The following is a 17,203-nucleotide window of genomic DNA, read 5'->3' on the forward strand; positions in this document are numbered from 1 at the left end:
ACTTCGAATGTATGCATATTATTATTGTGGAGGGGTTGCCAATGAACGAGTATGAATTAAAGGTTTTTGAGGAAGTCGAAGAGTGGAAACGAAAATTAACGAGACGTTCAGGGATGATGAACCGATTATCGAAAAAAGCTCAAGGGAAAATAAATGAATTAATTCCTGAAAAGGTTCATGAGGTAATGACAGAAAGTATCAAAGCAATGGTAAAAGCAACGTTATTCGGCTCGCAGGTGACAACCAGTAAAGATCAGGCACGTGGCTTAACGCTTGCAGAAAGAGATGAGTTAGCAGTTAAAAAAATTGCTTCTTTTCAAAAGACAGCGATGATTGAAGGTGCGGGGACTGGGGCTGGTGGTATTTTGCTTGGACTAGCTGACTTTCCGTTACTGCTTTCCATTAAGATGAAATTTCTATTTGAAGCAGCATCCATCTATGGGTTTAGTACAAAGGAATATGCAGAAAGACTTTTTATTCTTCATGTTTTTCAGCTTGCATTTTCAAGTGAGGACATCCGTAAGAGTACACTAGATGAAATTGAAAACTGGGAGAATCGAAAGCGGGTTCTTGTGGAAATGGATTGGCGCAAGTTTCAGCAGGAGTATCGGGATTATATCGACTTAGCTAAAATGCTCCAACTAGTCCCGGGCATTGGAGCTTTTGTCGGTGCTTATGCCAATCACAATCTCCTTAAGCATTTAGGAGAAACAGCTATGAATGCCTATCGATTAAGACTACTGCAAAAATCCCCTGACTCAATTTGAGTGCAGGGGATTTTCCTTAATCATTACCATGAATACTTATTGCGGCCACACCCAATGTTTTCGCTGCAATTAACATTGCCTTTTCATCAATATCAAATTTGGGGTGATGATGAGGGTATCCAGTTTCGCTGCCTACCGGCTTTGCTCCAGTGAAGAAGAATGTACCTGGCACGTTTTGCAAATAATAGGCGAAATCTTCACCGCCCATTTGCGGCTCGCTTTCTTCGATAGTGGTTACTTCTGCGACCTTCTGTGCACAGGAAGTCAAATAAGCGGTTTCTTTCTCATGATTGACCACCGCAGGGTAGCCCCGATCAAACCTAAATTCATACGAACTGCCTGACATAGAGCATGTACCAGCAATAATTCTTTCCATTTCATCCTCGATAAATTGACGGACGCTATCATTAAAGGTCCGCACAGTGCCAATGAGATGCGCTTTGTCAGCTATTACGTTGAAGGCATTCTGTGCCGTGAAAGAGCCAATGGTGACAACAGCGGAATCAATCGGATTAATCCTGCGACTGACAATTTGCTGTAGATTTAAAACAAGCTGAGAAGCAATTACGATGGCATCTACCGTTTTATGTGGCTGGGCACCATGACCGCCTTTACCCTGGATGTCAATTTCAAAGCGGTCAGCCGCCGCCATGATTGGTCCGGTTCGATATTGGATGGTTCCCGTCGGTTCACTTGCCCATAAATGAGTACCAAAAATCACATCAACACCATCTAAACATCCATCTTCAATCATTGAAATCGCACCACCAGGAGCATACTCCTCAGCGTGTTGATGGATAAAAACATATGTGCCTTCCAATTCCTCTTTTAAATCGTTGATTGTTTTTGCAAGGACGAGGAGAGTAGCTGTATGACCATCATGTCCACAAGCATGCATCACTCCTGGAACTAAGGATCTGTATGGAACGTCCTTTTCATCCTGAATGGGTAATGCATCAAAATCAGCGCGTAATGCAACCGTTTTACCAGGCTTCTTTCCATAAACCTTAGCAACTACACCATTACCACCCACGTTAACTCTTACTTCAATTTGGAGCTTCTCATAAAAGGATTGAATGAATTTTGCTGTATTATATTCCTTAAAAGATAACTCTGGATGCTGGTGCATATAACGGCGTAAGGCAACCATTTCTTCATATGACCCTTCTAAGGCAGCAAACAGCTTGTTTAACAAATCGATTCCCCCTAACTTTTCAGAAATAAAGAATGTATTTTCAAACTATTTTATCACTTTTATCCTATAAAGTAGATTTTTATATTCCTATTCATTATACTTTTATTAGAATTTCTACTAGATAGATGCAGGAAAGGGTTTGGGGAATGGGGAAAAATCAAAACAAGTGGAATCCTTCTTTTATTTTTATGTTTATTGCTGTAACATGTACCTGAGACAATCATTCCATTTTTTATTCAACTAACAGAAATGGGAGATAAAAAAGGGATTGGGGTTGTGGCCTTGCTAGCGTTAGCCTGGTTACTACTAAAAAAAAGGAACTATGTTGGTGCTGCCGTTCTGGCTTTATCAATAGCATTAGGTAATGAAATTAGTAAGCTTTTAAAAGATCTTTTTGAGCGACCTAGGCCAGACCTTGAACATCTTGTCAATGTGAAAAGCTACAGTTTTCCGAGCGGTCATGCCATGGTAGGGATGATTGTTTATTTTATGATTGCGTATCTTTTAATTGAGGGAACAAAATCAAAGGCAGGAAAAATAACCATTGCTGCAATTACAACCATCTTACTATTATTAATAGGTGCTAGCCGAATTATTTTACATGTTCACTATCCTTCCGATGTCCTTGGAGGCTATGCCTTAGGTTATCTTTGGGTAGTGATTTGGATTCAAATATATACCTATTTAAAAAAACGTATAAAATAAGTAAAGAGGCTGATCACTGGATCAGCCTCTTTACTTGGATTAAATGAGAAACATTGCTGCAATCGTTGTCACGACGAGACCGATCACAACTGGTAGGAGGTTTCTTCTGGCTAGTTCAAATGGATCAACATTACAGATAGCGGCAGCCGGGATTAACGCCCATGGTACAAGTGTTCCGCCGCCTACCCATATAGCAGCGATTTGCCCGAGTGCAGTCAATGTGGCAGCACCTTTACCTATAGCCACAGCAAATAGGCTGGCAACGGATCCAGCAAGCGATATGCCTGAAAAGCCTGAACCATCCAGACCAGTGATGGCACCTACAGTAGTTAGGGTAATCGCCCCAACTTCTTTGCTTAACGGAACGATATTCGCGAGAGCAACGCCTAAATCATTGACAATCCCTTGGGAAGCCTTCGGTAAAAAGTCACCAATGATTTTCCCAAATCCGGCGTCACCCAAATAGAAGAACGCGGCAATTGGAATAACAGGACCAAAAACTTTAAAACCAAATTGGAATCCTTCTATTAAATATTGGGTTGTTTTTTCTAAGCCTTTATTTTTATGGCTCGTTAAAGTGATTAACAGAAGAATAAGAATGGAGGTACCACCAATTAATGCTGTGGCATCACCACCTGCTAAATCAAGGATTGACATGGCGGCAACATCTGCAGCAAATAATAATGGTACTAATATAGCAAAGAAGCGTTTTTGAGCAAGTGATAAAAGCGCAGGATGGTCAGTGCTGCTCGAAGGCGAATCCGAGTTGACAGAAGTTGTAGTGGTTAGAACACCACGCTTCATATCCCTTCGTAAGAAGTAGAATGCCGTAACGGTTGTAACAAGACCCATAATAAATACTAATGGAATGCTGGCATTAATGACATCTTGAATTGGAATACCTGCTGCATCAGAGGTAAGCTTAGGGGCAGCCTGAATCACAAAGTCACCCGATAAAGCTATTCCATGACCAAACAAGTTCATTGCCATGGCAACACCAAGGGCAGGAAGTCCTGCTCGAATTGCAACTGGAAGAAGGACGGCACCTAAAAGTGCAACAGCAGGGGAAGGCCAGAAGAACCAGGAAATAATCATCATTAGAATTCCTATTGTCCAATAGGCGAGAGTTGGGTTACGAATAAGTTTTCGAAAAGGTGAAATCATGACATCATTAATTCCGGTTACCGTTAATGTATTGCTCATCGCTACAATTATTGAAATAACAAGAATAGTAGATAATAATTCTGTAATGGCATAACTGAAACTGTTGAAAATACTACTTATCGAATGACTTAACGAACCGGTTGCTGTGATAGCAATTAGGAAAATACCTACGATACAAACAATGGATGTGTCCCTTCTCATTACCATAAACCCAATAATAAGAACAATAAAGGTCACATATATCCAATGAAGAGCAGTAAGCTCGACAATCATACAATTTCCTCCTTTCTTTCACCCAGGGGGGCTATAGCCCTGTTGGATGTAATACAGAATATGAAAATTGCATCAAGTGGTGAGAGCTGAAAGTGAAAAAAATATTGGGAAGTAAGCCTGCAGATTTAACGAATTTTAAACCATAAAAACGACTTTTTTTTGACAGTTAATAGCGTTATCTATACACAAATAGGATTAATAGATATAGTAAATACAGTTTAGAAAGAATCAGTAAGTTTTAAATTCATGCTATATATATTAAAATGGACAACAGACATGTTTTTGAAAGGTGGACTACCCTAATGACAAGACCGATTAATGAAACATTTTTAAAAGCAGCCAGAGGTGAGAAAACTGACCATGTACCTGTATGGTATATGCGCCAAGCTGGTCGTTCACAACCAGAGTACAGAGAGATTAAAGAAAAGTATTCCTTATTTGAAATCACTCACCAGCCTGAGCTTTGTGCGTATGTAACGCGCTTGCCTGTTGAACAATATAACGTCGATGCGGCCATTTTATATAAAGATATAATGACACCCCTGCCAGCGATTGGTATGGAGGTAGAAATAAAAGGTGGGATTGGACCAGTTATTGACAATCCGATCCGTTCTTTAGCAGATGTTGAAAAACTAGGCGAAATTAATCCAGAAGAAGATGTTCCTTATGTATTGGACACAATTAAATTATTAACCCAAGAGCAATTATCCGTGCCATTAATCGGTTTTTCTGGTGCACCATTTACTTTGGCAAGTTATATGATCGAAGGCGGCCCTTCTAAAAACTATAATAAGACCAAAGCGTTTATGTACACCGAGCCAAAGGCATGGTTTGCACTTATGGAAAAACTTGCGGACATGATCATTACATATGTAAAGTCCCAAATTAAAGCTGGTGCAAGGGCCATCCAGATTTTTGATTCATGGGTGGGAGCACTCAATGTAGAGGATTATCGTTATTTCATTAAGCCTGTCATGAATCGTATCTTTACTTCATTAAAAGAGGAAAATGTTCCGTTAATTATGTTCGGCGTTGGTGCTAGCCATCTTGCATTAGAATGGAATGACCTGCCACTTGATGTTGTAGGTTTAGATTGGCGCTTGCCAATTCACGAGGCAAGGGAAATGGGCATTCATAAAACCGTTCAAGGCAATCTTGACCCGGCTATTTTGTTAGCTCCATGGGAAGTAATCGAAGAAAGAGCGAAAGCAATATTAGACCAAGGAATGGCACAAGATGGTTACATCTTTAATTTGGGTCACGGTGTATTCCCTTCAGTTAACCCAGAAACGTTGAAAAAATTAACTTCATTTGTCCATGAGTATTCAGCATCAAAACTCAGTCGTTAAGTTTCCATCTTAAGTCTTTAAATTGGTAAGCAGTCCAATTTTTTGGCACAATAATATGGGCTGCTTGATATTGGGTCATTAAGAGCACTCCAGCTTTTATTGGCCCCCAACCTAATCAGTCGTCCAACATTGAATACGGAAAAGCGAAGAGACTTTAAAATGAGGTGCGGACATGACAAAAAAGAAAATGGGTCTGCTGGTAATGGCATATGGTACCCCATATAACTTAGATGATTTAGAGAGGTACTATACACATATTCGCCACGGCCGGAAGCCAACTCCAGAAATGATTGAAGAGCTTCGCAGTCGGTATGAAGCGATTGGCGGGATCTCCCCTTTGGCAAAGATCACACTCGAGCAAGCAGAAAAACTCGAAGAACATCTAAATAAAATCCAACAAAATATAGAATTCAAAATGTATCTTGGTCTAAAACATATCCAGCCGTTTATTGAAGATGCTGTTCATCAAATGCATGCTGATGGGATCGAAGAGGCTGTAAGTATAGTTCTTGCTCCGCATTTTTCAACCTTTAGCATAAAATCCTATAATGGAAGAGCCCAAGAAGAAGCAGAAAAATTAGGCGGGCTAAAGATAAGAACAATTGAAAGCTGGTATCAGGAACCACAGTTTATCGATTATTGGGCAGGAAAGATTAAAAAAATCTTTGACCAAATGCCTGAAGAAGAAAAGGCTGATGCAGTTCTCATCGTTTCAGCGCATAGTCTGCCAGAGAAAATTTTGCAGTTTGGGGATCCATATCCGAGTCAACTGAAAGAAACAGCTGACTTAATTGCTGAACAGGCTGGGGTAAAAAAATACGTTGTTGGGTGGCAAAGTGCTGGGCAAACTCCTGAGCCTTGGCTGGGTCCAGATGTTCAGGATTTAACAAGGGATTTATATAAAGAGCATCATTATAAGGCATTTGTTTATGCACCTGTAGGGTTTGTATCTGAACACCTTGAAGTGCTTTATGATAATGATTATGAATGTAGAAAAGTGACGGAAGAATTAGGTGTAAGCTATTATCGACCGGAAATGCCGAATGCAAAGGAAGAATTTATTGATGCATTGTCGACAGTTGTTCTTAAAATGACAGCTGAATAAGATTCAGATTAGTGGAAGAAGGTGAGTACCGTGGCAGAAGAAAAACAAAAGATTATTATCATTGGGGGAGGAATTGCTGGGCTCACATCAGCTTTTTATCTTCAAAAAGCAATTCAAGAACATAATCTCCCGTATGAAATTAAACTCATCGAAGCATCACACCGTCTCGGTGGCAAAATGCAAACCGTTGTCAGGGATGGTTATACGATTGAGAGAGGCCCGGATTCATTTTTAGCACGAAAGACAAGTATTTCCAGGTTAGCTGCGGAAGTAGGGATGGATGATCAATTAGTCCATAATTCCACGGGAAAATCATTCGTTTTAGTTAACGAGAAACTTCACTCAATGCCCGGTGGTTCGATCATGGGAATTCCAACGGAAGTAGGACCTTTTCTCACAACAGGTCTTTTTTCTATTCCTGGTAAACTAAGAGCTGCGGCAGATTTCCTTTTACCTCGGTCCGAAAGCGGAAGAGACCAATCATTAGGCGAATTCTTCAGAAGAAGACTAGGCGATGAGGTTGTCGAAAATTTAATTGAACCATTATTATCTGGGATTTATGCCGGTGATATAGATCAATTAAGCCTCATGTCTACTTTCCCGCAATTCTATGAGGTAGAACAGAAATATAGAAGCCTGATCATTGGCATGAAAAAATCTACCCCTGCCCAACCCAGCAAACCTGTAAGTAAGGAAAAAGCTAAAGGCGCTTTCTTAACATTTAAAACGGGGCTTCAATCCTTTGCAGAAGCCATTGAAGCAAAATTGGATCCAATATCTATTTTAAAAGGACATCGTGTAGACAAAATCACCAAAGTTGAGAATAAGTATGAAGTTTATCTCAATAATGGGGAAACAATGGTGGCAGATAGCGTCATTGCAGCGACTCCTCATAAAATAACACAGGCGATGTTTGCAGAGTATAGTTTTTTTGATCCTTTGAAATTAGTCCCTTCTACCTCAGTAGCAACAGTAGCTTTAGCATTTCCGGAAGAGGCAGTGAAAAATGACATCGATGGAACAGGTTTTGTTGTTTCTAGAAATAGTGATTATTCGATCACTGCATGTACTTGGACACATAAAAAGTGGGATCATTCAACTCCGAAAGGGAAAGTATTACTCCGCTGCTATGTTGGGAGGTCTGGAGATGAAACCATCGTTGACCTCTCTGATGACAGAATTATTAAGATTGTACTAGATGACTTGAAGAAAACGATGGACATCACAATGAATCCGGATTTTGCAATCATTTCACGTTGGAAAAATTCAATGCCCCAATATACAGTGGGACATAAACAACGTTTAGCTGACATTTTAAAGCATATGAAAACGGATCTACCTGGTGTATTTTTAGCAGGTTCTTCTTATGGTGGTGTTGGACTTCCGGATTGTATTGATCAAGGAGAGGCAGCTGTCAAAGACGTCCTGGAGTTTTTAACAAGAAAAGATTTTTCAAAAGGAGCTGTTCATTGATAACAGCTCCTTTTTTCTGCTTGCAATCAGGCAGGAATCATTGTATACTCTAAAAGTATTAAATGACCGAATTGTTCAAGTGGTCATAATTTATTAGGTAGGTTAATAGTCAATTTTAGGGTTGTCTATGGGATAGTCCTAATTTTTTAAACAAAAATGACTAAATGAACAAAATAGTCATAAATTTAAAAGGAGGGTCATAAGTGAAAAACATGCTATTTAAGGAAGAGCTCCTTGCTATTGTAAGAAATAAAAAAGTGTTAATCCCAATTATTGCTGTCATGTTTGTCCCCGTATTATATGCAGGAATGTTTTTATGGGCATTCTGGGATCCATACGCAAAACTTGATGAACTTCCAGTTGCCGTTGTCAACGAAGATGCGGGTGCAACGCTCGATGGGACCCATTTGAAGCTTGGTGATGATTTAGTATCTAAGCTAAAGAAAAATAAACAATTTGGGTTTGAGTTTGTGGGTAAAAAAGAGGGCTACGATAACTTAAAAGAACAGAAATATTATATGGTCATCGAAATCCCCAAGGATTTTTCAAAAAATGCGACAACTTTATTGGATGAGCAACCGGAAAAGCTGGAATTGGTTTATACACCTAATGAAAGTTATAACTTCTTATCTGCGCAAATCGGCGCCACGGCTGCAGAAAAAATCAAAACAGCTGTTGCTGAAAAGGTAACTGAAACTTATGCTGAAACCATGTTTGATAAAATCAGTGAGCTTGCCGATGGTGTTGTAAAGGCGAGCGATGGTGCAGTCCAGTTAAGTGATGGTTCTGTTGACCTTGAAAAGGGCTCAATGGATTTAAATGATGGGCTAGCAACCCTTGCTGAAAAAACAAGTGAATTTAACGATGGAATGAAAGCTGCTGATGCCGGATCTAATAAGCTTGCAGTTGGATCGAAGGATTTGTATAACGGACTTTCTACTTTAGCCAAAAAGTCGATTGAATTCGACAATGGTGTGAAGGCAGCAACTTCCGGCTCTAAACAAGTAGCCAGAGGATCGACTGAGTTGAAAAAAGGTCTAGCCAAAGCTGATGCCAATCTTCCGTTGCTTATTGATGGAACGAAGGAGGTATCTGCAGGTGCAGAACAATTAAAACGTGACCTTCCCGCAGGGATTGCTGCAGGAATTGAAAAAGAATTGACTGGAAGTGTTGGAGAACTTAATTCGGGTATTGATCAATTTCAATCACAGTTAACTAACACATTAGCATCCCAAATTGCGGATCAAACAATAACGCAACAAACAGAGAAAATGCAGAAACTAGCCCAAACCTTAATTGAGAACAAAGTGGATCCAGCACTGGTTCAAGGAATAATGGCTAATGAGAAAAAAAATGCACCAACGAAAGAACAGCTAGAGCAGCAAATTTTATCAGAACTTAACCCTAAAATGGAGGCTGGTTTTAACCAATTCAAAACAGGGGTGGATGGAAAATTAGCAGGTTCATCGAAGGGCTTAGAGGATAAAATTAAAGCTCAAACAACCCCTTATTTTGATCAATTAATTGCCGGCATTGGCAAAGTTAATGGCGGTCAGCAGGAATTGCAAAAAGGGATCCATGATTTATATGCAGGTTCATCAAAATTAACAGATGGCACCAACAATCTTTCTGAAGGAATGAGTCAGTTGGCAGATGGTGCTGATAAAATTACCACAGGAACCGGACAATTAGCATCAGGGTCGGGAAATCTGAAAAAAGGGGCCGCGGATCTTACAAATGGTATGAATCAATTAACAGCGGGTGCGTCTGCCCTAACAGCTGGAACGGGACAATTGGCAGATGGTTCCGGGCAGTTAAAAGACGGTACATCGAAACTTTCTAATGGGGCCAAGGAATTAGCAGATAAACTATCAGAAGGTGGAAAGGAAGTTGCAAAGGTTCACTCAAATGAAAAGACTTATAATATGATGGCAGATCCGGTAAGGCTCGATAGTGAGAAAATTAATCATGTGCCAAACTATGGAACGGGATTTACACCATATTTCCTATCGCTAGGCTTGTTTGTAGGTGCACTTCTTCTCTCAATTGTCTTTCCACTTCGTGATACAGCGATTGCTCCGGCCAATGGATTTAACTGGTTTTCTAGTAAGTTTTCAATCATGGCTGGGATTGGAATTTTCCAAGCTTTATTGGCAGATGTGATTCTCCTTGGAGGATTAGGTCTAGATGTACAAAGCGTACCAAAATTTATTCTTTTTTCAATAATAACAAGCTTAACGTTTATCGCGTTAATTCAGCTCCTTGTCTCGGTATTTGCCGATGCTGGCCGCTTTATTGCGATTATTGTCTTGATTTTACAATTAACTACCAGCGCCGGAACATTCCCGCTTGAGTTAATCCCGAACTTCTTACAGCATTTCAATGCCTATCTGCCGATGAGCTATTCGGTTCAAGGCTTTAAGGCTGTTATTTCAAGTGGCGATTACAGTTTCATGTGGCAAAATTTCATGATTCTAATAGGCTTTATGCTTATTTTCTCTGTAGGAACCATTGCTTACTTTACAATAAGATTGAATCACAAATATAAACATCAAATGAATGAATAATTAATAAAAAACCAGCCGTGAAAAAAATGCGGCTGGTTTTTTGTACTATACTGAAAAGAAATCATTTTTTGAGTATATTAGAAATATAAACATTGAATTGGAGGAGTTTAATTTGAAACTTACGGTTATTGGTTTTTGGGGTGGATATCCGAAACTGAATGCGGCTAGTTCGGGTTATTTACTTGAACATGAGGGATTTCGTCTATTAATCGATTGTGGAAGCGGGGTACTTTCTAAGCTCCAAAATATTATCCAGCCCGAAGAACTGGATGCTGTTTTACTTTCGCATTATCACCCCGATCACATTGCAGATATTGGTGTTTTGCAGCATGCGAGATTAATCCAAGGGTTTTTAGGAAAGAAGACCCCAACACTAACTCTATATGGTCATGATATGGATCCATATGAATTTAGCAAATTAACCTATAAAGAGATTACAAAAGGAGTAGCCTATAATCCTAGTGAGATTCTCACAGTTGGTCCATTTCAGGTTTCATTTCTAAAAACAGACCATCCAGTCCCTTGTTATGCAATGAGAATAGAGGCAAATGGAAAAGCAATCGTCTACACTGCTGACAGCTCCTTTAAGGAAGAATTTATCGAGTTTAGTCGGAATGCGGATGTATTATTGTGTGAGTGCAACTTTTACGGACATCAAAACGGTAAGTCGGCAGGACATATGAATAGTATCGACGCTGGAAAATTTGCTCAAAAAGCTGATGTTAAGCAATTAATTCTTACCCATTTGCCGCATTATGGCTCAATAACTGAGTTAATCACCGAGGCTGCCAGTGAATTTACTGGTATAATCATACTTGCAGAAGAATTTCAATCTATTTCACTATAAGAAGGGGAAGTAAACTATGTTTTTCATCGATAATAAAGGGATCACCGATCCGCAGATAAATTTGGCAATCGAAGAGTACGCACTGAAGAATCTTGATATTAATGAAACATATTTATTATTTTACATAAATGAACCTTCTATCATAATTGGAAAGAATCAAAATACTATTGAAGAAATTAATACGGAGTATGTGGAAGGAAATGGAATTAAAGTGGTCCGCAGGCTTTCAGGCGGTGGAGCGGTTTATCATGATCTTGGAAATTTAAACTTTAGTTTTATTACCAAGGATGACGGGGAAAGTTTTCACAACTTCCGTAAATTCACAGAACCGGTCGTGGCAGCATTGAAAAAATTAGGAGTAAATGCGGAATTAAGCGGCAGAAATGACTTAGAGATTGGAGGTCGAAAAATCTCTGGTAATGCCCAATTTTCAACAAAGGGCAGAATGTTTAGCCATGGTACATTGATGCTTAATTCAGAAATCGAAAATGTAGTATCAGCTTTAAAAGTAAAAAAAGATAAAATCGAATCAAAAGGAATTAAATCAGTCCGCAGCCGGGTTGCCAATATTTCTGAGTTTCTTACTGAAAAGGTGGAAATTGATGAATTCCGGTCTTTATTGTTAAAGAATATTTTTGAAGGGCAAGATGAAATACCAGAATATGTTTTGACGGACGAGGATTGGGAAAAGATTTACCAGCTATCAAAAGAACGCTATCAAAACTGGGAATGGAACTATGGGAAATCACCTAAGTTCAATCTACAGCACTCTCACCGCTTCCCAGTAGGCTCCATTGATGTCCGCCTTGAAGTTAATAAAGGTGTCATTGAAAATTGTAAAATCTACGGTGACTTTTTTGGTGTTGGTGAGGTAAGTGAAATTGAGGAGAAGTTAACAGGCACTCGCTACGGAAAAAATGAAATTGACAAGGCGCTTGCAGATATTGATACAACCCATTACTTTGGAAGTGTTACGAAAGATGAGTTTTTAAACTTACTATACTAAGATCAGGGCACAGCGTTTATTGCGCTGTGTTTTCCTTTTTGTGTGAATTTTTAGTATTATACTTGAATAGATTACTTTCTTTTAATATAATAAATTTAGAAAATTGCAACAATTTTATGAATGAGTATTCATTCAACTTAGGGGGAGAAATATGAATCTTTTATCACAGTTTGAAGAATCTGCGAAGAACTTTTCCACTAAACCGGCCTATCATTTTATGGACCAAATATGTACTTATGATGAATTGGATGGGGCAATTACGAAATTTGCATCGGGTCTCGAAAAATTAGGGGTGGGAAAGGGGGATCATATCGCATTATTGTTGGGTAACTCCCCTCACTTTGTAATCAGCTTATATGGGGCATTACGGTTAGGGGTAACTGTTATTCCCGTGAATCCTATTTATACTGCAGATGAGATTAGCTACATATTAAATAATGGCGATGTCAAAGTAGTGATCGCTCATGACTATGCGATTCCGTTAGTCGAAAAAGTGCATACTTTCCTACCTAAAATTAAGCATTATATTTTTTGTGAAACGACCCCAAATAGCAGAATAGAATCGAAAATTGATAACCTCTCAGGCTCTGCAAAAATGAAATCGTTTACAGCGATCGTGGCTTCTGGAGAATTAAACTTTAAGGGACCAAATCTCGGAGACGATGATACAGCCATTATTCTTTATACCTCGGGTACAACTGGCAAACCAAAAGGTGCTATGTTAACTCATAAGAATTTGTATAGTAACGCTAAAGATGTCAGCGAATACTTGAAAATGAATCCCGATGATAGAATAGTAACGGTTCTGCCGATGTTCCATGTTTTCTGCTTGACAGTTGCTTTAAATGCACCTTTATTAAGTGGGGCGACACTATTAATTGCACCCAAATTTAGTCCAAAGGAAATTTTTGAGCTTATCAAAGATAATCAGGCGACTGTTTTTGCTGGTGTCCCGACCATGTATAATTTCCTCTTCCAATTTCCTGATGGCAATCCTGATGACCTAAAATCCTTACGCTTATGTATTTCAGGAGGAGCTTCATTGCCTCTTGCCCTCTTAAAGAATTTCGAACAAAAGTTTAATGTTGTAGTATCTGAAGGTTATGGTTTATCGGAGGCTTCACCTGTTACTTGCTTTAATCCGCTAGACCGCCCGCGCAAGCCCGGTTCAATTGGAACATCTATCCTGCGTGTCGAAAATAAAATTCTTAATGAGCTTGGTGAGGAAGTACCCGTTGGTGAGGTGGGTGAACTTATTGTTCGTGGTCCCAATGTAATGAAGGGGTATTATAAAATGCCAGATGAGACGGCGGCGGCCATTCGGAATGGGTGGCTTCATACCGGTGACCTCGCCAGAATGGATGAAGATGGGTATTTTTATATTGTCGACCGAAAAAAGGATCTAATCCTTGTTGGAGGCTATAATGTCTACCCGCGAGAAGTGGAGGAGGTTATTTATAACCATTCGGATGTCCTAGAAGTGGCTGTCCTCGGCGTTCCAGACCCAAATCTTGGTGAGGCTGTTAAAGCCTATGTTGTAAGTAAGAATCCAGGGCTAACGGCAGAACAATTACTAGATTATTGCAGGGAACACTTGGCTAAATATAAACTTCCATCTTCGATTGAATTTATCGAAGAACTTCCAAAAAATACAACTGGGAAAATATTAAGGAGGGCACTAAAGGCACAAGTAGCCAAAACTGTCAGTAACTAATTCTTAAATAGTTGGGCAGGTCACTTTTACAGTTCTAATTTGTCCTTTTTTAACTAAACTAAGTATAGAGAGTCTGTACACAAAGGAGGACAAATATGGCGAGAAAAATGGGAGTCTATGCGGTTATGGGCTACATTCTATATGGATTATTTTTTTATTGGTATTTATTCCATTTTGCCGATACAAACCTGCCATTTGAATTCGAAGGATCAAAGGCGGACCCGACAACCTTTTTAAATGGCAGGGAACTTATGCTGAGCGAGGAGTATTCAAAAATAAGGAATTTATTATTTTTCCTATCTACTCCGTTTGAATGGCTTTTATATTTCTTAATTTTATTATTTGGTTTTTCCAAGGCATTCAAGCGCTGGGCGGAAAACTCATCAAAATATAAGCTCCTTCAAACAGCCATTTATCTTATTTGGTTATCGGTATTCGCTTATTTGGCGACATTTCCTCTCAGCTATATTAGTTTTTCTTTATCAAAAACATATCATATTTCAACTCAAACCTTCGCTTCCTGGATGAAGGATGAGTTGATTGACTTTTGGCTTAATTATGGGACATGGTTGATCATTGTCCCCGTATTATACTGGCTCATGAAGAAAAGTCAAAAGCGGTGGTGGCTTTATGGATGGCTTTTATCGATTCCATTTACATTATTTATGATGTTTCTCCAGCCAGTTGTTATTGACCCGTTATACAATGACTTTTATCCATTAACAAATAAGGAATTGGAAACGAAGATACTGACTTTGGCCGATAAGGCTGATATTCCAGCACAAAATGTTTTTGAAGTGAATAAGTCAGAGGAAACGAATGCTTTAAATGCCTATGTTACAGGAATTGGCTCTAATGCTCGGATTGTCCTGTGGGATACTACCTTAAATAAATTAACAGATGATCAAATTTTATTTATAATGGCTCATGAAATGTGCCATTATGTCGAGAAACATATTTACTTTGGAATTGCTGGATATTTGCTAATTTCGCTGCTCGGATTGTATTTGACGTATCGGATTATGAATTGGGCAACAAGACGCTGGGGCAAGGAATTAAATATCTCAGACGTTAGAGATATCCGATCACTTCCATTATTTTTTATGATTCTTTCGATGCTCCTATTTGCTGCAAGTCCACTGACGAATTTTACTTCTCGTTATCAGGAAACACGCGCTGACAAATATGCGATTGAGATGACCAAAAATCCAGAAGCAGCGATTACTTCTTTTCAGGAATTAACCCGCTCTGGATTAAGTCAAGTAAATCCACCGCTATTGGTGAAAATTTTCCGCTATACCCATCCTTCAATGCTTGATAGAATTTCGATGCTTGAAGATTATGAAGTTAAACAAAGGAACAAATAAATACAATCCATGGAAGGCTGAGACATTTTGATATGTCTACAGTCTTTTTTTTTACAAAAATATGTTATTTACGAGCCTTCGTCCACTTACATTTTCTATTTATGCGTTAGAAAAATATACAATGAAAAAGCCGTCAATCTATGACGGCTTTAACAAAATTCTACGTTCCAAATCGTTTGTTGATTTCATTGAGCTGTCCGGATAGAAGGAGGAATGACTTTTTGTCTTGACAATCAATGGCCACATCAATTTTCTGTAATAATTTTTCTTTTTCTACTTTTAGTTGAATTTCGGACAACAGCATTTCGATGTATAAATCTTGGACGAAGTTCTCTTTCAGACGATTTCGTTTCATGGCTCCTAGTTTCATTAATTCCGTGTATGATTTTTCATTCATGAAAATCACCTCTGTTGCTTTTTAAAATTATATGGTTTTTTTTGAAGAATATCATTAGTTTTTATAATTTTCTGATAAATATTTCTTTGACATGAATTTTGTGAATAAATTAGGAACAATTCAGAAAAGTGAGGGAATTAAAAACCAGTAGTGGTAAGATATGGTGGATAATATGAAAAGGAGTTGAATGGGTTGAAGCATCCTCAAATCGAAGAATATGAGATAAATACGTGGACGATGTTTGTAGAACCGGTGACATATGGAGGGAAAATTTATTCACGTGCAGTAGAATTAGAAGATGAATTCTTGTCACCCTTTAAGCCATTGGATATCATCAAAAAAGGCTGCGTTTATTTTGGTGTTGATTACGAAAGCAGGAAAAAGGGAACAAGACAACTAATTGGCTATACTCGAAAAATCCCAATTGTTATTGAACCAATTAACCACATCTATTTTTTTCCTACCGTATCGCCGCTAACTCCTGAGTGTATATGGATTTCACTTGAGCATGTGGAGTGTTATCGTCGCGTATCCTCTAAGAAAACGATGATTATTTTCCGCAATAAGCAATCTCACATTTTTCCAGTTCCAATTGGTACAATTGAGGGGCAAATGTTAAGAACCTCATTACTAAAAACAAAACTTTTGCAAAGAATAGAAAGTAATGGGAGAAAGTTATTTTATCAGCCTAACGGGCCCCAATCGTTAAATGCCTTAGAAAGATCCCGTGAATATGATGCTGATTCCCATTCAAAAGACCCGAAATAAAGGGTTGAATTTTCTTAACTTTAACGGGACAGATGTTTTTTTAATAAATAGGCCTCCATTAATTCTTGGACTTTGTTGCGGATTCTTGGATTAAAGTAATTATGATTTTCTTCATAGCCTTTATAAATAAACCTGTACAACGTAAAAGCATCGTCCCGTTTTGTTTCAATCACCTGAAGCTTATTCTTTTTCATATATAGTTTTACCTCAGCAAGTTCCCTTTGGATCTCCTTCATCGTTTCCTCAATCAAATCCAAATATGGTTGTTTTAATTTAAACGGGCTATTTGCAACTACAGTTAAATCCCTGTTTAAGATAATTAGAACCATTGGTAAATACATAGCCTTTTCCATTATGTCTCGATCATCCTCGGGGATTCTGGTCATTTTTCCAGTCACACCTTTCTATATTAAACGAACAAATGTTCTTCTTTATTTTACAAAAAAGAACCGTCAAAAGCAATAGGACTTTCCATTTACAAAAACTCGTCATTGGGCGAGTTTTAT

The 17,203-nt window shown here is 38.6% G+C and carries 15 protein-coding genes; 11 read left to right on the forward strand and 4 right to left on the reverse strand.

Annotation, left to right across the window (positions count from 1 at the left end; translation table 11 throughout):
- The first annotated feature begins 41 nt into the window (after window positions 1–41).
- Window positions 42–767, forward strand: coding sequence for an EcsC family protein (locus CCK98_RS07520; protein ID WP_088086006.1), 726 nt, complete (start codon window positions 42–44; stop codon window positions 765–767).
- A gap of 16 nt (window positions 768–783) precedes the next feature.
- Here the strand turns inward: CCK98_RS07520 and CCK98_RS07525 are convergent, their stop codons facing one another.
- Window positions 784–1,962, reverse strand: a complete 1,179-nt coding sequence (locus tag CCK98_RS07525; RefSeq protein WP_088086007.1) for a M20 family metallopeptidase — start codon at window positions 1,960–1,962, stop codon at window positions 784–786.
- 282 nt (window positions 1,963–2,244) lie between these two features.
- Between CCK98_RS07525 and CCK98_RS07530 the strand changes: the two genes are divergently transcribed.
- Entirely contained in the window at window positions 2,245–2,667 is a 423-nt protein-coding gene (locus CCK98_RS07530; RefSeq protein WP_179195735.1) for a phosphatase PAP2 family protein, read from the forward strand.
- Window positions 2,668–2,706: 39 nt separating this feature from the next.
- On the opposite strand, the gene CCK98_RS07535 is transcribed toward CCK98_RS07530, so the two are convergent.
- The gene (locus tag CCK98_RS07535; protein WP_088086009.1) at window positions 2,707–4,104 is read right to left on the reverse strand and encodes a hypothetical protein; all 1,398 of its coding nucleotides are present in this window, start codon (window positions 4,102–4,104) and stop codon (window positions 2,707–2,709) included.
- Between the two features lie 302 nt (window positions 4,105–4,406).
- Between CCK98_RS07535 and hemE the strand changes: the two genes are divergently transcribed.
- The 8 genes from hemE (at window position 4,407) to CCK98_RS07575 (ending at window position 15,532) form a co-directional block, all read left to right on the forward strand.
- Window positions 4,407–5,453, forward strand: a complete 1,047-nt coding sequence (hemE, locus tag CCK98_RS07540; RefSeq protein ID WP_088086010.1) for a uroporphyrinogen decarboxylase — start codon at window positions 4,407–4,409, stop codon at window positions 5,451–5,453.
- A gap of 172 nt (window positions 5,454–5,625) precedes the next feature.
- Complete coding sequence (gene hemH, locus CCK98_RS07545; protein WP_088086011.1) at window positions 5,626–6,558, forward strand: ferrochelatase; 933 nt, start codon at window positions 5,626–5,628, stop codon at window positions 6,556–6,558.
- A 30-nt stretch (window positions 6,559–6,588) separates the two neighbouring features.
- Window positions 6,589–8,031, forward strand: coding sequence for a protoporphyrinogen oxidase (hemY, locus tag CCK98_RS07550; protein WP_088086012.1), 1,443 nt, complete (start codon window positions 6,589–6,591; stop codon window positions 8,029–8,031).
- Window positions 8,032–8,243: 212 nt separating this feature from the next.
- Window positions 8,244–10,598 (forward strand): YhgE/Pip domain-containing protein, encoded by a 2,355-nt coding sequence (locus tag CCK98_RS07555; RefSeq protein ID WP_256942536.1) that lies wholly within the window; start codon window positions 8,244–8,246, stop codon window positions 10,596–10,598.
- Window positions 10,599–10,710: 112 nt separating this feature from the next.
- Complete coding sequence (locus CCK98_RS07560) at window positions 10,711–11,445, forward strand: MBL fold metallo-hydrolase (RefSeq protein WP_088086014.1); 735 nt, start codon at window positions 10,711–10,713, stop codon at window positions 11,443–11,445.
- Window positions 11,446–11,461: 16 nt separating this feature from the next.
- Window positions 11,462–12,451: a lipoate--protein ligase gene (locus CCK98_RS07565; RefSeq protein ID WP_088086015.1), complete on the forward strand. Its 990-nt coding sequence runs from the start codon at window positions 11,462–11,464 to the stop codon at window positions 12,449–12,451.
- Window positions 12,452–12,602: 151 nt separating this feature from the next.
- Window positions 12,603–14,165 carry a fatty acid--CoA ligase family protein gene (locus CCK98_RS07570; RefSeq protein ID WP_088086016.1) on the forward strand — a complete coding sequence of 521 codons (1,563 nt, stop codon included), beginning with the start codon at window positions 12,603–12,605 and terminating at the stop codon, window positions 14,163–14,165.
- A gap of 95 nt (window positions 14,166–14,260) precedes the next feature.
- Window positions 14,261–15,532 carry a M48 family metallopeptidase gene (locus CCK98_RS07575; RefSeq protein WP_088086017.1) on the forward strand — a complete coding sequence of 424 codons (1,272 nt, stop codon included), beginning with the start codon at window positions 14,261–14,263 and terminating at the stop codon, window positions 15,530–15,532.
- Window positions 15,533–15,692: 160 nt separating this feature from the next.
- Here CCK98_RS07575 and CCK98_RS07580 read toward each other — a convergent pair whose 3' ends face one another.
- Window positions 15,693–15,929, reverse strand: coding sequence for an IDEAL domain-containing protein (locus tag CCK98_RS07580; protein ID WP_088086018.1), 237 nt, complete (start codon window positions 15,927–15,929; stop codon window positions 15,693–15,695).
- 192 nt (window positions 15,930–16,121) lie between these two features.
- Here CCK98_RS07580 and CCK98_RS07585 point away from each other — a divergent pair, with 192 nt between their 5' ends.
- Window positions 16,122–16,697, forward strand: coding sequence for a competence protein ComK (locus tag CCK98_RS07585; RefSeq protein ID WP_256942277.1), 576 nt, complete (start codon window positions 16,122–16,124; stop codon window positions 16,695–16,697).
- A gap of 20 nt (window positions 16,698–16,717) precedes the next feature.
- Here CCK98_RS07585 and CCK98_RS07590 read toward each other — a convergent pair whose 3' ends face one another.
- Entirely contained in the window at window positions 16,718–17,083 is a 366-nt protein-coding gene (locus CCK98_RS07590) for a hypothetical protein (protein WP_088086020.1), read from the reverse strand.
- Between the last annotated feature and the right edge of the window lie 120 nt (window positions 17,084–17,203).

It is taken from the genome of Bacillus sp. OV166 (assembly GCF_900177675.1).
Lineage (GTDB): Bacteria > Bacillota > Bacilli > Bacillales > Cytobacillaceae > Neobacillus.